We start from the raw sequence: 16,424 nt of genomic DNA, 5'->3' as shown, positions 1-16,424 counted from the left end.
TTTAACTTTTTTTTGCTGAATTCTGTATTGATTTACGAATTTGTGTAGAACTGGTTCCTTTTGTGTAAGGGAAAAATTCAATATTAGAGCCAAGTTGGTTTAAACGATCCTTATCTTTGTTCCAACTCGGTTCATTTTTCCAATCATCTCCAGAAAAAAGACAATCAAACTGATATATTTCCCATGCTTTTAATTTGTCGATATTATCCATAGAAACCAATACAGCTTGATCTACATATTTAATTGACTCAATTATCGTACGTCTTTCTTCTTGAGAAATAAAAGGCATTATGTTCTTGAAGTGCATTACTAGTTCGTCTTCTAAAATTCCCACAATTAAGAAATGACAACGTTCTTTTGCTTTCTTGAGTAAATTGAGATGTCCTACATGGAATAAATCGAAGACTCCTGCAATGTATCCAACCTTGTAAGGAGGTTCTTGACTTATAATATCTTTTAAACGATCCATTTATTTCACTCCTACTATCTTTTTTTGGAATACGCATTTGTCTAAGCGTATTTTAAAAAAAAATGCATGTAAAGTCTATTTATATGCGAATTTTAAATACCTCTTCATTCTCTCTTTAATTCAACCGATAAATATAATAAATAATTCCATCGGGGGATGAACGATGAATCTACAGTTCTCACTTTCAACGAATTCAGTGAACAACAGTACTTCAAGTTCTTTAAGTCAACCAAGTGAAGCATCAGTAAATTCGAACACACAACTCATTCAAGCGGTGAGAAACGGCGTTGATATGTCTAAGCTTGAACGACAAGGGATTAGCATTCCGTATGGTGACGAACACCTTATTAAAGCGATCGACAAAGCTGTAAAAGCTCTTCAGGGACCTACAACAACTTTGGAGATGAGCGTTCATGAAAAAACTCATCAAATCTTAGTGAAAGTCCTGAATAAAGAAACCGGTGAATTGATTCGTGAGATTCCACCTGAAAAAACATTAGACTTGGTAGCCAAAATGATGGAAATTGCCGGTATCCTGATTGATGAAAAGGTATAGGAGGTTACTATAAATGAACATGAGAATTAACGGCTTCTCTGGTATGGATATTGACAGTATGGTCAAATCTCTTATGACAGTGAAGAGAGTTCCGCTTGATAAGTTAAATCAACAGAAACAGATTCTGGATTGGACCAGGGATAGCTATAGACAGTTGAACAGTAAAATTGTGCAGTTAAGCAATAAATTGCAACAGATGGATCTGTCAGCAGCGACAAACACACAAAAATCAACGGTCAGTGGAAACACAACAGCAGTTAGAGCCGAGGCTAATGCTGATGCAATTTCTGTAACGATGAGTGTCGAAGTCAAGACGCTTGCCAAAAAGGCCAATTTACAAAATGCAACTGAACTAACCACGGGAACACCTAGTGTAAAAGCAAGCCTAAGCACTACCTTAGTACAACTTGATAAATCAGGCTCCCCGCCAGAAAAATATGAACTTCATATTAATAATAAATCGTTGGAATTCAAAAATACAGATTCTTTATCAACTGTATTATCTCGTATTAATTCCGAAATCCCAACAGCTAACGCAAGTTATGATGAAATCAGTGGCAAGCTGACGATTACTTCGAGAGAAAACGGGAAAGAAATTATGTTGACGGGAAGTAATGGTCAGCCTCAAACCAGTACCTTATCAGCTATGTTAGGTTTGTCAGCGAATGCTGCGGAAAAAGGGGAAGTAAACATTACCACTTCTTCAGGTACCCGTAAGTATGAAACTACGGGAGATACACTATTAGTCAATGGTGTGAATTTGACCCTGTTAGAAACGAACGTAGGCTCACCCAGCAAGGTCTCAACACAGTCCGATCCTACAAAAGCGATAGAGACGATCAAGTCTTTTGTTGATACTTACAATGAATTGTTGGGGTTAATGAACACAAGATTATCAGAAGAAAAGTATCGTGATTACGCACCTTTGACCGCAGAGCAAAAGAAAGATATGAAGGAAGATGACATTAAAAACTGGGAAGAGCGAGCCAAAAGTGGGCTTCTGAAGAATGATACCATTCTAAGCTCGGCCGTAGCTTCGATGAGGTCTGTCATTACAGGAAACTTGAAGGTGCTAAGTGAGGCAGGAATAACAACAGGGCAATATTATGAAAAGGGTAAGCTACAGATTGATGAAGTTAAACTTAAAAGCGCGTTGGACAGTAATCCCGATAGAATTCTAAGTGCTTTTAGAGGCCCTTCTACCGACGCTAACAATCCTGCTATATTTAGTGGATTGAGAAAAGAGTTGAATTCAACCCTGGATATGTTGGTCAAAAAAGTGGGTACTTCTAAGACAGACACTGATGCAAGCATGACTCTCAAAACGGAGAGTAGTATGGGCCAACAATTGAAAAATTACAACAATAGGATTTCAGACTTAGATAGAAAAATGGTTACTTGGGAAACTCGATATTATAAACAATTTGCCGCTATGGAAAAGGCAATGAGTCAATTCCAGTCACAGTCCTCGAGTCTATCAAGTTATTTCCAATAAAATAAAAGGGGGAATATTTTGGCATGATTACATCTCCTTATGACAAGTATAAGCAATCTTCAGTTCAAACATCTACTCCAGGGCAACTGGTTATTATGTTGTATGATGGTGCAATTCGATTTACGAAAATGGGCTTGGAAGGAATTAGAACCAAGGATTATTCTAAAGCGAATGTGAACCTCGGTAAAGCTCAAACGATTGTCAGTGAGCTAATGTCTACGTTGAATCTATCTTATCCTGTCTCCAAAGATTTGTTCTCGCTATATGAGTACATGAACCATTTGCTGATTCAAGCCAATATCAAAAAAGATATCAAGCATGGGGAAGAAGCTCTGGGATATTTCCAGGAACTGCGTGAGACCTGGGTTGTAGCCAGCAAACAAGCAATGGGAGCTTCAGCTCAATGAGTAGTAGCAACAAGACTCTGATAGACAATCTTCTGAGCCAACTTTCTGAGCTTACGCAGAGTTTTATTAAAGATTTAGAAATTCAAGATTCTGATCATGTAGAACAATTTGTTCAAGAGCGTGAACTTCTAGTTCAGCAATTGCATGAAGTTTTGGACGTTGAAGAGATGAGTGATCTGCAAAAGGAAGCGCTGAAGAAAGTTTTGGCATACGACAAGATAATAGAGCAACGTATGTCATCACTTAAGAACGAAGCGCAGGAATGGTTGCTCCAACGCAATACTGCAAAAACACAACGCACGGTATATGAATCCAAATATGCTTCTGAAAGTTATCTTATGGATAAACGAAAGTAGCTAAAAAGGATCCTATAATTATAACGAAACTCCGTACGGGTAAATACTCCGTACGGGTTTTTTCTTGCCGTCATTAATACCACAAAAATAGACTTACCAACCTTCCATTTACCTGATATATTCAAGTTATCCCACCTTTCAACACAATCCCCAATTAATCTACAAAAAATTCCAAGAAAACATTTACTTTACCAATTGACAATGGATAACTTTGGGTGGTATCATCTGAGTTGTGGGCAGAGGTTAAGGCCGAAAGCTTCACTTCATTTGATGACGAAGGGAATGTTAGTGCATGCAAGGTAAAGTAAAATGGTTCAACGCAGAAAAAGGTTACGGTTTCATTGAGACTGAAGATGGCGGCGACGTATTCGTACATTTCTCCGCAATTCAATCCGAAGGATTCAAAACTTTGGAAGAAGGTCAATCCGTAGAATTCGACATCGTCGAAGGCGCGCGTGGACCGCAAGCAGCTAACGTAATCAAATTATAATCATCCGGACAATCCGACCTACATATATGGTTAGATGGTTACCAAATTGAATTATCGCTAGCATCAGACTCCGGTACTTTCCGGGGTCTTTTTTTGTTTTAATAGATTAGAGATTTGAGAATCATCCGAGTAACATTTTTCTATTGAATTTAATAGATTCAAGAGATAGATTGAAGTTCATTTTACATATTAGATTGAGCAAGCTCAAAATGGGTTAATTACATCATCAAGCGCCTAATAATTCATACCATGTAAATATACGATTATGGCTGAATATGATGAAATATCGCGAAATATGGCGTTATGCCTACGTTGGCAGATGTGGCTTGAACAGATGTCATTATTCGGTCACCGGGAGTTTTTACATGGCGCTTACATTCGTGTTATAATGAAGTGGCAAAGGAAAAAGGAGGAGTGCCCTATGAATTTAAGTATTCGAGGTCAACAAATCGAGGTTACTGATGCTTTGAAGGATTATGTCGACAAAAAGTTGAGTAGACTCGAGAAGTATTTCGATGCACCCCTTAACTCTGACGGTGCTGTTACATTGAGCACGACGAGAGGTTTGCATACGGTAGAGGTGACGATCCCTTTGAAAGGCATTGTGCTCCGCGCTGAGGATGAGAGCGATGATATGTATGCATCCATTGACTCCGTGGTGGACAAGCTGGAACGTCAGATCCGCAAACACAAAACAAAAATTAACCGTAAGTTCCGCCAGGAAGGTAGCCTGAAAACACTCTTCGTTGAAGATCCAACAGGTACTGTAGCTACAGCTGAACTGGATGCGGACACGGATGACGATGATCTGGAAGTTGTACGGACGAAACGCTTTATGTTGAAACCAATGGACGTGGAAGAGGCCATCCTCCAAATGAACATGGTTGGTCACAATTTCTTCGTATTCTCCAACATTGACAGTGAAGAAGTTAGCGTTGTTTACAAACGGAACGATGGTAAGTACGGATTGATCGAACAAGGTTAATCTTAACGTACAGGATCACCGGAACGGACATGCGTATGAATATCTAATAATAATGAAGACAGGGACTATTGTTTCCTGGATTAGATTTATCAAGAGCTTCCATCCCTTAGGGGATGGGGCTCTTTTGTGCGTAGAGGAGCTGGGAAATGATCTTTGGAAATAAAATGGTGAAACTATTCCCTATGCTGCTGCGTCTAATAGATAGTAAGAAGAAGCACAAACTGTAAAAGTTTACTGCCAGATTCCGATGGTTACGAAAATAATCGTACACCTACATTCGAGAACTGAATATTGAGATTATCATCCAAATTTACCATCAAAATTCGTTGACAGGGCTGTCTACCTTGCAAAATGAAACATGACAATCGGACGCTTCTGGTAACGACTATGATTTTTTGCACTTAAACTCCGTTTGATATGTCTCAGAAGTTCAAAGAAGTGTGCCGTGGCGTGTTGCGGCGGCCCTTACAAACTGTTACAATTTATGCAAAGAGAATCATTGTCCTGATGAGGAATTGTCAACGAATGATCGCTAATCATAATCAATGACAGGCACAGCACCATGAACATGATTCGCAAGGCTCGGGCTTCGGCTAGTTTTTAATAACCGAATCCGTATGAATACCGAATCAGCTTCATGAGGAACCCTTGGCAAGCCTGGAGTTGATTCATCATATTACTTTTATATTGTTTGTCACCCCCGGGCAAGTGGATGCAACATCCATCCGATGGTGTCGCGTGGCGGCAACAGGGGGTCTATTCTGTTTTGCACGAAAGGGGTATACCATGCTAGGACTTGTCAAAAAGATCTTCGGCGACATGAATGAACGTGATGTTAAACGTCTGATGAAGACGGTCGATGTGATCAATAAACTGGAACCACAATTTCAGGCGTTGTCTGATGAACAACTGAAAGGTAAAACGGACGAATACCGTGCTCGTATTGAAAAGGGAGAAACAACAGATGAGCTTCTTCCAGAGGCATTTGCAACCGTACGTGAGGCTTCACGCCGTGTACTGGGCAAACGTCACTACGATGTACAGATGCTGGGCGGTATCGCTCTGCATGAAGGCCGTATTTCCGAGATGAAAACGGGTGAAGGTAAAACACTGGTAGGAACACTCCCTGTGTATCTGAACGCGTTGATGTCCAAAGGTGTACACGTGGTCACGGTCAATGACTATTTGGCACAGCGGGATAGCCAGGAAATGGGACAAATCTATGAATTCATGGGCATGACGGTAGGGGTTAACCTGAGCGGTATGGACCATGCTTTGAAACAACATGCGTATGCATGTGATATTACGTACGGAACGAACAACGAGTTTGGTTTTGATTATCTGCGTGACAACATGGTTCTTTACAAAGAGCAAATGGTACAACGTCCATTGTTCTTCTGTATCATTGATGAAGTAGACTCCATCCTGGTCGATGAGGCGCGTACGCCACTCATTATCTCCGGACAAGCTCAGAAGTCGACGGATATGTACTATGCAGCAGATCGTTTTGTGAAACGTTTGGTGCCGGAAGAAGACTTTACGGTAGACATTAAGGTGAAATCCGTAGCGTTGACTGAGGCCGGCGTGGCCAAAGCGGAGAAAGCATTTGGTATCGAGAACTTGTATGATCATGCCAACGTTACTCTCAACCATCACATTGTACAGGGCTTGAAAGCTAACGTAATCATGCGTCGTGACGTGGATTATGTGGTCAGTGATGAAGAGGTTATGATCGTTGATGAATTCACAGGTCGTCTGATGTCTGGACGTCGTTACAGTGATGGATTGCATCAAGCGATTGAAGCCAAAGAAGGTATCGAAGTACAAAACGAGAGCATGACGCTTGCTACGATTACCTTCCAGAACTATTTCCGGATGTACCGTAAACTTGCGGGTATGACGGGTACGGCGAAAACCGAGGAAGAAGAGTTCAAAAAAATCTACGGTCTCGAAGTACTGCAGATTCCAACTAACCGTCCGAACAAACGGGATGACATGGCAGATGTCGTGTATAAGAGTATTGATGGCAAGTTCAAAGCGGTTGTGGAAGAGATTGTGGAACGCCACAGCAAGAACCAGCCGGTTCTGGTAGGTACAGTATCCATCGAGAATTCTGAACGCCTGTCTGACATGCTTAAGCGCCGTGGTGTAAAACACCAGGTACTGAACGCCAAGTACCATGCGGAAGAAGCAGAGATCATTTCAGGAGCTGGTCAAGCGGGTGCAGTAACGATTGCAACCAACATGGCTGGACGGGGTACGGATATTATCTTGGGTGAAGGTGTAGCTGAAGTAGGCGGCCTTCATATCATCGGTACAGAGCGTCACGAATCACGCCGGATCGATAATCAGCTGCGTGGTCGTGCGGGACGTCAAGGTGACCCGGGTTCAACACAATTTTATCTGTCACTCGGCGATGAATTGATGAGACGTTTCGGTGCAGACAATGTATTGAACATGATGGAACGCCTTGGTTTTGAAGAAGACCAACCGATTGAGAGCCGGATGATTACCCGTGCAGTAGAATCGGCGCAGAAACGTGTTGAAGGTAACAACTTTGACGTGCGTAAAGTCGTTCTCCAATATGATGATGTCATGAACCAACAACGTGAAATTATATATAAACAGCGCCGCGAGGTACTGGAGTCCGAAAATATCAAACAGATCGTTATGGATATGATCAAACCTTCCATTGAACGTATCGTTGAAGCGCATTGTGGTGACGATATTCCAGAAAACTGGGAGCTGCAGGAAGTTGCCGATTACATGAACAGCAAATTGCTGGATGATGGTTCGGTAACAAAAGATGATCTGTGGGGCAAGGAAGCAGAAGAGATTATCGAGTATCTGTTCGAGAGAGTTCAGAACAAGTACAATGCACGTGAAGAGCGAATTGGCGAAGATATGGTTCGTGAGTTCGAGAAAGTGGTTGTGCTTCGTGCAGTAGACAGCAAGTGGATGGATCATATTGATGCTATGGATCAATTGCGTCAAGGTATCCACCTTCGCGCTTACGGCGGTACAGATCCACTGCGTGAGTACCAGTTCGAAGGCTTCGAGATGTTCCATCAGATGATCGCTTCGATTCAGGAAGAAGTAGCGACTTATGTGATGAGAGCACAGATCGAGAGCAATCAGGAGCGTCAAGCGGTTGTTGAGGAAAGTCAGATCTCGACAAGCGGTGAACCTGCTGAGAAACGTCCAGTGAAGGTTTCTGACCAAATCGGACGTAACGATCCATGCCCATGCGGTAGTGGCAAGAAGTTCAAACACTGCCACGGTCAAGAGTAGTTGAAGGTTTTTTCTATACACGAATGACATGAACGGCTCCTTGCAGCCGGGTATTCCATAGGATGAAAGTGAAGGATGCAAAACCGATTAATGGTGCATAGTTATAATAATATGACCATGATCACGGAGAAGAGATATACTGATACAACAGTTGTCTCTACACCAGGGTGACGCATCGCATACTTGATCTGGAGGAATACCCTGGATGCGGGGAGCTTATCTTAATGAAAAGAGGAATTGCACATGATCGATCCAAACGTGAAGCATGACCTGCGTGAAATAGGCAAGAAACTAACAAACCTTAGGGGGTCTCTTTGACTTAGATCTGAAGCAAGAGATGATTGGCAACTTCGAAGTGAAGATGTCTGCCCCGGATTTCTGGGACGATAGTGACAAGGCGCAATCCGTAATCGCTGAGCTAAATGCGGTGAAAGGATCTGTGGATCAATACACCAAACTCCAACAGGACTATGATGACGCAGTGATGATGATCGAACTGGCGGACGAAGAAGGCGACGAAGACCTCGCTACCGAGATTGGTAACAGTATTACGGCGATCGTGAATAAGGTTGCAGAGTTCGAACTTCAGCTTCTGCTGAATCAACCATATGACAAGATGAATGCGATTCTGGAGCTTCACCCGGGTGCGGGTGGTACCGAGTCCCAGGATTGGGGACAGATGCTGCTCCGGATGTACACACGTTGGTCCGAGAAGCGTGGCTTCAAGGTTGAGGTACTGGATTATCTGCCAGGTGATGAGGCTGGGATCAAGAGTGTTACGTTGTCGATTAAGGGACATAACGCTTATGGTTATCTGAAAGCCGAGAAGGGTGTACACCGACTGGTGCGGATCTCACCTTTTGACTCATCGGGCCGTAGACATACGTCCTTTGTATCCTGTGATGTGGTACCGGAGATTGATGATACGATTGAATTGGACATTCGCACAGAGGACCTCAAGATCGATACGTACCGGGCAAGTGGCGCGGGTGGACAACATATCAATACCACCGACTCTGCCGTACGGATTACTCACCTTCCAACAGGTGTAGTTGTAACGTGTCAGAATGAACGTTCACAGATCAAGAACCGTGAGCGAGCGATGACGATGCTCCGTTCGAAATTGTATGAGCGTAAAATTGAAGAGCAAAAACAACAGCTGGATGAAATCCGAGGAGATCAGTCGGATATTTCATGGGGTAGCCAGATTCGCTCCTATGTGTTCCATCCCTATAGTATGGTAAAGGATCACCGTACAAGCGTAGAGACTGGGAATACAGGTGCAGTAATGGACGGCGACCTCGATGCATTCATCGATGGTTATTTGCGTAGCCAGATTAAAGTAGAAACCGATTAATATAAGTTCCTGTATGGACCCATACGTGTAGGCGTATGCTGGTGTATATGGGAGCTTTTTTTTGAATAATTTTATAGGATATAGAAAAAATGAGCGAACAATTGATCAGTCACAACAAAGGAGAGCACGAGAACATGCAACAACGATCACAATTTCATAATAATCGCAAAAAGAGGTTAACCAGCCTCATCCCCCTAAACGGGCCCTGGAGAAACGTCGTGGATACGTTATCCATCATTGTAGGTTCATTTTTAATCGCAGTGGCCTTTAATTTATTCCTATTACCGAATCAGATCGCTTCAGGCGGGGTGTCCGGGTTATCGATCCTCGGCAAGGAATGGCTCAATTGGGAGCCGGCTTATACGCAGTGGGCAATTAATATACCACTCCTGATTGCAGGGTTTTTGCTCATTGGCAAACAGTATGGTATCCGTTCAGTTCTCGGCAGTATTGTCCTGCCATTGTTAGTCTATCTGACGAAGGATTGGGCCATTCCAACAACGAATCCGCTTCTGGGTTCACTGTACGGTGGAATTGGCGTGGGTCTGGGGATTGGCATTGTATATCGAGGTAGAGGATCAACAGGGGGCATGAGTATTCTTGCCAGAATCGTACAGAAATACAGTGGGCTGAGTTACTCTCTCTGTGTTGTGATTATGGATGCCACAGTTATTATTATGGCTGCATTTGTATTATCGTTGGAGCAGTCTCTCTACGCGCTGATTGGGTTGTATGTTACCGGTAAAGTGATCGATGCGGTTGAGATGGGGCTTGGCTTCTCCAAGGTGGCTTATATTATTTCCAACCAGACGGAAGCGATCAGCAAAGTAATTCTGGATGACCTGGATCGCGGATTAACAAAGCTCGAGGCCAAAGGCGGTTACACTGACGATCAACGAACAGTACTGATGGTAGTGGTTGGGCAAAATGAGGTACCAAGACTCAAAGCGTTAATCCGCTCTGTGGACCCGGGAGCTTTTGTCATTATCAGTAACGCGCACGAAGTGCTCGGCGAAGGTTTTAAGCGGGGAGAACATGTGTGAACGGGTTTAAAATACAGCGAGTGAGCCGTGTAGGCTCATAAGTTTGAAAATTTAAGAAAAAAAGCAGGTACATCCTTCTCTAAGATGACGGAGAGGGAGTGCCTGCTTTTCTCTTATTAAAAGTTTAACTTAATATTTCACATAACGGAGAGGACAGAAATATCCTGAAGAAGTGGAACGTTCGGCTTTATCCCCGGATTTTCCCCCTTTAGAATAGAGAATCAAAAAAATCTGGGGATAACAGCGATCGGAAGGATGTTCTGTCATCGGAGTGCCACCACTACAGAATCGGAGACAGCAGACGGGAAATGGCTTCTTTGAAGCGGATAATCAGACTGCGTTTTTGGTATTCATCGAGCGTCATTTCCCGCGATACATGCAGGTCGTGCTCAAAGGTTTGTACAAGTGCTGTCGCAATCGTCTCATCGTACATAAAGGCATTAACCTCAAAGTTCAAGCGGAAACTGCGGTAGTCTATATTGGCGGTTCCCACGGATGCAACCAAACTGTCAATGATAAGTGTTTTGGCATGAATGAAGCCATTATCATATATAAATACTTTGGCGCCAACTTTTAACAACTCACCAATATAAGATAACGTAGCCCAATATACAAAGGCATGGTCGGGTTTATTTGGAATCATGATGCGAACATCTATGCCGGACAGACACGCGAGACGAATAGCTTCGAATACACTGGCATCCGGGATAAAATAAGGTGTTTGAATCAGAATCGAATGTTTGGCACCATTAATCATCTTGAGATAACTGTTCTTGATATGCTCGGTCTCTGCATCCGGTCCACTGGAGACAATCTGCATGGCAATCTTTCCTGTGCCCTCGATATGAGGGAAATGCGCCGGAACATAAGGTGTGTCGTGTTGCTTGGAAGCTTCGTTCCAATCCAGGAGGAAACGGGTCTGCAGCGCATGAACGGCATTCCCCTGAATACGCAGATGTGTGTCGCGCCAGTAACCGAATTTCGAGTTTAAGCCGAGATACTCATCTCCGACATTAAACCCGCCTGTGTACCCAAGGTTACCATCGATGATGACAATCTTCCGGTGGTTCCGGTAGTTCATACGCAAGTTGATCAGACTGAATTTGGAGGGGAAAAAGACTTCAACCAAACCGCCTGCCTCGCGCAATTCTTTGAAAAAGCGTTTTGATACCCGCCGCGATCCGAGCGCGTCATACAGTAAACGGACTTTGATACCTTCCCGCGCTTTGCGGATAAGTGCATCCCGAATTCTTTTGCCCAGACGGTCGCCTCTATAAATGTAGTATTGTACGTGCACGTGATCCTGAGCCGCTTCGATGTCATCCAAGAGCCGTTGGAACTTGTCTGTTCCGTCCGTAATGATCTCAACCGCATTATCCTCCGTTAACAGAGCGCCGTTCTGCTTCAGGTTCATATAGATCATGTCCTGGCTACTCTCGGTTGCTTGGTTGCGGAAAGGGGTGCGGTTATCGTGCAACTGCGTGAGCTGGGCTTCAATACGTTCCTCTAGCCCGAGCTTCTTTCGTTCTTTCCACTGGAAAAGCCGGTATCGGGTCAGATTCTGACCGGTTAAAAGATAAAGTACAAACCCAAACACCGGAATAAAGTTCAAGACGAGCAGCCAAGCCCAGGAAGCGCTGGCATCCTTCCGTTCGAAGAAAACGACTGCTGCGGCAAAAATAATATTCAGGCCAAGGAGTACAATAAGTAAAATGGATTCAATATGCACTATAGTCCCCCACGTCTCATAATGACCATCATGAATCTATTCATATGTCCTTGATTAGCAGGTTAGTTATGAATGAGACCCTGATTGTAATGTTTCCTACTAATACGTATTTTAACAGAAGTATACCTATTCGTCCCGGATGTTAAAAAAAGATATGTTCGGATTGGATGGAAATCCATGTGAAATTGATGATAGAGTGTTGTATTTATATAACCAGAGTCGTATAATAATACACAAATATGCATATAAGCGACGGAATTGCTGTGTTCAGGCCTCATTCATGCAAGGGCATAGCACAAGTAGCGCATACATCGAGATTGGGGGAGCGAGAGTGAATAACAAATTAAAAGTAGCAATCGTCGGTTCCACCGGCTACGGCGGGGTGGAGCTGATTCGTTTTTTCCAGAACCATCCGCTGGTTGAAATCACATCGGTGATCTCATCATCGAGCAGTGGTGAGTCCATCGCAGATGGATTCCCGCATTTGACGGATGTGATTCACAGGCCACTCGACGGTGTAGATCCGGCTGAAATTGCGAGTCGTGCGGATCTGGTATTCACAGCGACCCCGTCCGGCGTAAGTGCAAAGCTCGTACCAAGCCTGCTGGCAGCAGGACTTAAGGTGATTGACCTGTCTGGCGATTTCAGACTCAAGGATGGAACAGTGTACGAAGAGTGGTACAAACATCCGGCGCCTTCAGCTGATTTGCTGGAACAAGCGGTATACGGCATGGCTGAGGTGTATGGCGAAGAAGTGAAGGGACAGAATTTTATATCCAACCCAGGCTGTTATCCAACAGCTACACTTCTTGGACTGATCCCTGCAGTAGAGGCAGGCTGGATTGATCCTTCTACAATTATAATTGATGCTAAATCAGGCGTATCCGGTGCAGGACGCGGAACAAGTCTGACAAACCATTATGCAGAGATGAATGAAAATTTCAAAGCCTATAAACTGAACAAACACCAACATATTCCCGAGATTGAACAAGTGCTTGGTGATATAACAGGAACGCCTGTTACGGTTACCTTTACAACACAACTGGTGCCAATGACACGTGGAATCATGAGTACGATGTATGCAAAACTCGTTGGGGAACACAGCGACCGGGAGATCGTGAATCTGTATCGTAAATATTATGAGAACAGACCTTTTGTACGTGTACGTGAACCGGGCATCTGGCCTTCTACCAAAGAAGTGTACGGATCCAACTATTGTGATATCGGATTTGCGGTAGATCCTCGCACAGGGCGTTTGACGATTATTTCGGTCATCGACAACCTGGTGAAGGGTGCTTCCGGGCAAGCGATTCAAAATATGAACCTGATGATGGGATGGGAGGAGAACCTCGGGCTGAACATGACACCGGTATATCCATAAGGGATTGGAATTCAGGAGGAGCACTGGAACATTCGGTGTAAAAGTGCTCTCTCAGAGTCTTTTAGGGAGAACGGATCAGGTTAAGCAGGCGGATCATCGGCATATAGCTGAACGCATACGGGGGATATGATATGGGAACGAATGTGGAGCAACAGAACTTTACCGTGGTTGAGAACGGAACAATTGTAACCCCTGGGGGATTCACTGCTGGTGGACTTCACTGCGGATTGAAAAAGACATCTCGTAATGACATCGGAGCGATCCGCTGTGATGTACCTGCTACAGCTGCTGCTGTATACACAACGAACGTGTTTCAGGCCGCACCACTCAAAGTAACGCGCGAAAGCTTGAGCAACGGACGCCTTCAAGCTGTTATCGTTAACAGTGGTAATGCCAATGCATGTACAGGGCAACAAGGGGAAGAAGATGCTTATGCGATGCGTTCGGCTGCTGCGCGTGAGTTGGGTGTGGCGGATGAGGACGTGGCTGTGGCATCCACAGGTGTCATTGGGGAATTGCTCAAAATGGATGCTGTACATTCAGGCATCACCGGACTTCCAGCACATATGGGCAAGGAGTCGAATGAGGCGGAACAATTTTCACAAGCGATTCTGACAACGGATTTGGTGAAAAAGGAAGCCTGCGTCTCCGTTATGGTTAACGGCAAGATGGTTACGATTGCGGGAGCCGCCAAAGGCTCGGGTATGATTCATCCGAATATGGCGACAATGCTCGCTTTCATGACCTCTGACGCGGTCATTGGTGCAGAAGCGTTGCAGCGCCTGCTGCGCCAGGCAACGAATCACACATTCAACATGATTACCGTTGATGGGGATACAAGTACAAACGACATGCTGGTAGCCATGTCCAGTGGATATGCAGGCAATGAAGAGCTGACGATGGATCACCCGGATTGGGAAGCTTTTGCAGCAGGCTTCACCTATGTATGCCAAGTGCTGGCCAAAGCCATTGCTCGCGATGGTGAAGGAGCAACCAAACTGGTTGAGGTAGAAGTTACAGGTGCAGTAAGTGATGAATCCGCACAGGCAATTGCCAAAACCGTCATCGGTTCCAGTTTGGTGAAATCCGCCATGTTCGGCGCAGATGCCAACTGGGGACGGATTATTGCAGCCGTAGGGCGTGCAGGACAGCCAGTAAACCCGGATAAAGTAGATATCCGTTTGGGAGATATCTCGGTACTCGCGCAGTCCCGCCCAGTCGTGTTTGACGAAGAATTGGCATTGGCTTATTTGCAGACCGATACAGTTCGCATTGTGGTGGATCTGCACCACGGCGAAGGTACTGCAACAGCATGGGGCTGCGACCTGACGTATGACTACGTCCGAATTAACGCAGCATACCGCACGTAATATTTTGTATTTAGTTTTAATAATCTAGCAGCTTCATGATTGAAAAGCTGCTTTGTAAAAATATGTAGAACATCTATAAGGATTAAACTTTTTAGTTTGATCATTGACGGGGGTAGTGAAAAAGTCGGAATCGATTCTGAAGAAGCGAAGCGTGCGCCTTTGTCTCCGGGTTTTCCCTTTAAATATGGGAATCAAAAAAACCTGGAGACAACAGCGATCAAAAGAACGATCCGAATTTGTAACGGCTAGACCCGTCTAACATGGATTTATTAAGTGTTAAACCTTTTAGAATATTTGAACGGAAGGAGCTTGCCCTCATGAATTCAACAATGCCAAACAAGAGTACCGCAACGGAAGCGAGCACAGAGAAACAGATGTTTGTCATGAAATGTGGAGGCAGCACGCTGGCGGCATTGCCCGAGTCTTTCTTTGCGGATCTGCGTGATATGCAGTCTCAGGGCACACAGCCAGTCATCGTACATGGTGGAGGTCCTGCAATCTCAGATAACCTGGCGAAGCTTGGCATCGAAACCGAATTCGTTAACGGCCTGCGCAAAACAACTGAACCTGTGCTGGACGTAGTGGAGATGGTACTCGCTGGAAGTATCAACAAACAGATCGTGCGTTTGATTCAACGTGTTGGTGGTCGTGCACTAGGCTTGTCTGGCGTGGACGGTGGCCTGATTCAGGCTAAACCTGTTACAAACCACGCAGAGATCGGTTGGGTAGGCGATGTCACTGGTGTGAATGCAGAGATTATTCAAGGTATCGTGAACATGGGTTACATGCCAGTTATCGCACCAGTTGGTGTAGATGCAACCGGACAACGCTACAACATTAACGCAGATACAGCTGCGGGTGCAGTGGCGTCTCATCTCGGCGTAAGTCGGATGATTGTCGTGACTGACGTTCCTGGCATTATGAAGAACGTAGGCGGTGAGAAAAAAGTGCTGCCATCCGTATCTGTACAAGAGATTGAGGACATGATCCAGACCGGAGAAATCTATGGCGGCATGATTCCCAAAGTACGTGCAGCTATCGCTTGTATCCATGGCCAAGTACGTGAGGTCGTCATCGTAGACGGCAGCGAACCCCAAATCCTGAGCCGCGTGCTCGGCGGAGAAATCATCGGAACAAAAATCATCCGTATGCAATAAGGTTCACTTGGGTATTCATGGTCTGATAGTAAATAAAAAATATGTGCACGGCTTTTTTATATAAGAAATCAAATATTACACACACAATAACGTAGGGTGCAGAACCAAACTGAAGAATAAAAATGCATAACGTAGAGGACAGAAATAACCTGAAGAAGCGAAGCGAAGCGTGCGCCTTTATCCCCGGATTTTCCCCTTTAAGGGGCAATAAAAAAAATCCGGGGATAACAGCGATCAGAAGGTTGTTCTGTCATCGAAGTGGAAGTATGCATACGTTCGAAAAATAGTTCTGCAATCGGGTGATCTAGTGTAAATCAGGTTTCTTATATAATTGCTCG

The 16,424-nt window shown here is 44.4% G+C and carries 14 protein-coding genes; 12 read left to right on the top strand and 2 right to left on the bottom strand.

The window, feature by feature from the left end; all coding sequences use genetic code 11:
* Window position 1: 1 nt before the first annotated feature.
* Window positions 2-469, bottom strand: coding sequence for an adenylyltransferase/cytidyltransferase family protein (locus V6669_RS27275; RefSeq protein WP_338588687.1), 468 nt, complete (start codon window positions 467-469; stop codon window positions 2-4).
* 163 nt (window positions 470-632) lie between these two features.
* Between V6669_RS27275 and V6669_RS27270 the strand changes: the two genes are divergently transcribed.
* The 9 genes from V6669_RS27270 to V6669_RS27230 all read left to right on the top strand — a co-directional run bounded on the left by V6669_RS27270 (window position 633) and on the right by V6669_RS27230 (window position 10,449).
* Window positions 633-1,025 (top strand): flagellar protein FlaG, encoded by a 393-nt coding sequence (locus V6669_RS27270; protein WP_338588686.1) that lies wholly within the window; start codon window positions 633-635, stop codon window positions 1,023-1,025.
* 13 nt (window positions 1,026-1,038) lie between these two features.
* Window positions 1,039-2,520, top strand: coding sequence for a flagellar filament capping protein FliD (gene fliD, locus V6669_RS27265; protein WP_338588685.1), 1,482 nt, complete (start codon window positions 1,039-1,041; stop codon window positions 2,518-2,520).
* A gap of 23 nt (window positions 2,521-2,543) precedes the next feature.
* A complete protein-coding gene (gene fliS / locus V6669_RS27260; protein ID WP_338588684.1) occupies window positions 2,544-2,927 on the top strand; it encodes a flagellar export chaperone FliS in 384 nt (127 codons plus the stop codon).
* Window positions 2,924-3,283 (top strand): hypothetical protein, encoded by a 360-nt coding sequence (locus V6669_RS27255; protein WP_338588683.1) that lies wholly within the window; start codon window positions 2,924-2,926, stop codon window positions 3,281-3,283. Before fliS ends, V6669_RS27255 begins: the two co-directional genes overlap by 4 nt.
* 292 nt (window positions 3,284-3,575) lie before the next feature.
* Complete coding sequence (locus V6669_RS27250; RefSeq protein WP_024631599.1) at window positions 3,576-3,773, top strand: cold shock domain-containing protein; 198 nt, start codon at window positions 3,576-3,578, stop codon at window positions 3,771-3,773.
* A 421-nt stretch (window positions 3,774-4,194) separates the two neighbouring features.
* Window positions 4,195-4,758: a ribosome-associated translation inhibitor RaiA gene (gene raiA, locus V6669_RS27245; RefSeq protein ID WP_047840659.1), complete on the top strand. Its 564-nt coding sequence runs from the start codon at window positions 4,195-4,197 to the stop codon at window positions 4,756-4,758.
* A gap of 786 nt (window positions 4,759-5,544) precedes the next feature.
* On the top strand, window positions 5,545-8,049 hold the full coding sequence (gene secA, locus V6669_RS27240) for a preprotein translocase subunit SecA (protein WP_338595056.1): 2,505 nt from the start codon (window positions 5,545-5,547) through the stop codon (window positions 8,047-8,049).
* A 243-nt stretch (window positions 8,050-8,292) separates the two neighbouring features.
* Window positions 8,293-9,406 (top strand): peptide chain release factor 2 gene (gene prfB, locus V6669_RS27235; RefSeq protein ID WP_124116498.1). Its coding sequence is split into 2 segments (ribosomal slippage): window positions 8,293-8,364 and window positions 8,366-9,406, totalling 1,113 coding nucleotides; the frame shifts between segments, so codons are not numbered across the junction.
* Window positions 9,407-9,540: 134 nt separating this feature from the next.
* Window positions 9,541-10,449: a YitT family protein gene (locus V6669_RS27230; RefSeq protein WP_133386069.1), complete on the top strand. Its 909-nt coding sequence runs from the start codon at window positions 9,541-9,543 to the stop codon at window positions 10,447-10,449.
* Window positions 10,450-10,729: 280 nt separating this feature from the next.
* Here V6669_RS27230 and cls read toward each other — a convergent pair whose 3' ends face one another.
* A complete protein-coding gene (gene cls / locus V6669_RS27225) occupies window positions 10,730-12,178 on the bottom strand; it encodes a cardiolipin synthase (protein ID WP_289390479.1) in 1,449 nt (482 codons plus the stop codon).
* Between the two features lie 331 nt (window positions 12,179-12,509).
* Between cls and argC the strand changes: the two genes are divergently transcribed.
* The 3 genes from argC to argB all read left to right on the top strand — a co-directional run bounded on the left by argC (window position 12,510) and on the right by argB (window position 16,086).
* Complete coding sequence (argC, locus tag V6669_RS27220) at window positions 12,510-13,559, top strand: N-acetyl-gamma-glutamyl-phosphate reductase (protein ID WP_338588682.1); 1,050 nt, start codon at window positions 12,510-12,512, stop codon at window positions 13,557-13,559.
* 131 nt (window positions 13,560-13,690) lie between these two features.
* Window positions 13,691-14,929: a bifunctional glutamate N-acetyltransferase/amino-acid acetyltransferase ArgJ gene (argJ, locus tag V6669_RS27215; protein WP_338588681.1), complete on the top strand. Its 1,239-nt coding sequence runs from the start codon at window positions 13,691-13,693 to the stop codon at window positions 14,927-14,929.
* 317 nt (window positions 14,930-15,246) lie between these two features.
* Window positions 15,247-16,086: an acetylglutamate kinase gene (argB, locus tag V6669_RS27210; protein ID WP_338588680.1), complete on the top strand. Its 840-nt coding sequence runs from the start codon at window positions 15,247-15,249 to the stop codon at window positions 16,084-16,086.
* Window positions 16,087-16,424: the final 338 nt, after the last annotated feature.

Source organism: Paenibacillus sp. Y5S-9 (assembly GCF_036894235.1).
In the GTDB taxonomy this organism is placed as follows: Bacteria; Bacillota; Bacilli; order Paenibacillales; family Paenibacillaceae; genus Paenibacillus.
Note: the sequence above shows the minus strand (reverse complement) of the source record. Positions and strands in the feature narration are given on the sequence as shown.

Bases quoted from the DNA above. Each gene is read 5' to 3' on its own strand.
- V6669_RS27275 (WP_338588687.1), bottom strand. From the start codon at position 469: ATGGATCGTTTAAAAGATATTATAAGTCAAGAACCTCCTTACAAGGTT.
- V6669_RS27270 (WP_338588686.1), top strand. From the start codon at position 633: ATGAATCTACAGTTCTCACTTTCAACGAATTCAGTGAACAACAGTACT.
- fliD (WP_338588685.1), top strand. From the start codon at position 1,039: ATGAACATGAGAATTAACGGCTTCTCTGGTATGGATATTGACAGTATG.
- fliS (WP_338588684.1), top strand. From the start codon at position 2,544: ATGATTACATCTCCTTATGACAAGTATAAGCAATCTTCAGTTCAAACA.
- V6669_RS27255 (WP_338588683.1), top strand. From the start codon at position 2,924: ATGAGTAGTAGCAACAAGACTCTGATAGACAATCTTCTGAGCCAACTT.
- V6669_RS27250 (WP_024631599.1), top strand. From the start codon at position 3,576: ATGCAAGGTAAAGTAAAATGGTTCAACGCAGAAAAAGGTTACGGTTTC.
- raiA (WP_047840659.1), top strand. From the start codon at position 4,195: ATGAATTTAAGTATTCGAGGTCAACAAATCGAGGTTACTGATGCTTTG.
- secA (WP_338595056.1), top strand. From the start codon at position 5,545: ATGCTAGGACTTGTCAAAAAGATCTTCGGCGACATGAATGAACGTGAT.
- V6669_RS27230 (WP_133386069.1), top strand. From the start codon at position 9,541: ATGCAACAACGATCACAATTTCATAATAATCGCAAAAAGAGGTTAACC.
- argJ (WP_338588681.1), top strand. From the start codon at position 13,691: ATGGGAACGAATGTGGAGCAACAGAACTTTACCGTGGTTGAGAACGGA.
- argB (WP_338588680.1), top strand. From the start codon at position 15,247: ATGAATTCAACAATGCCAAACAAGAGTACCGCAACGGAAGCGAGCACA.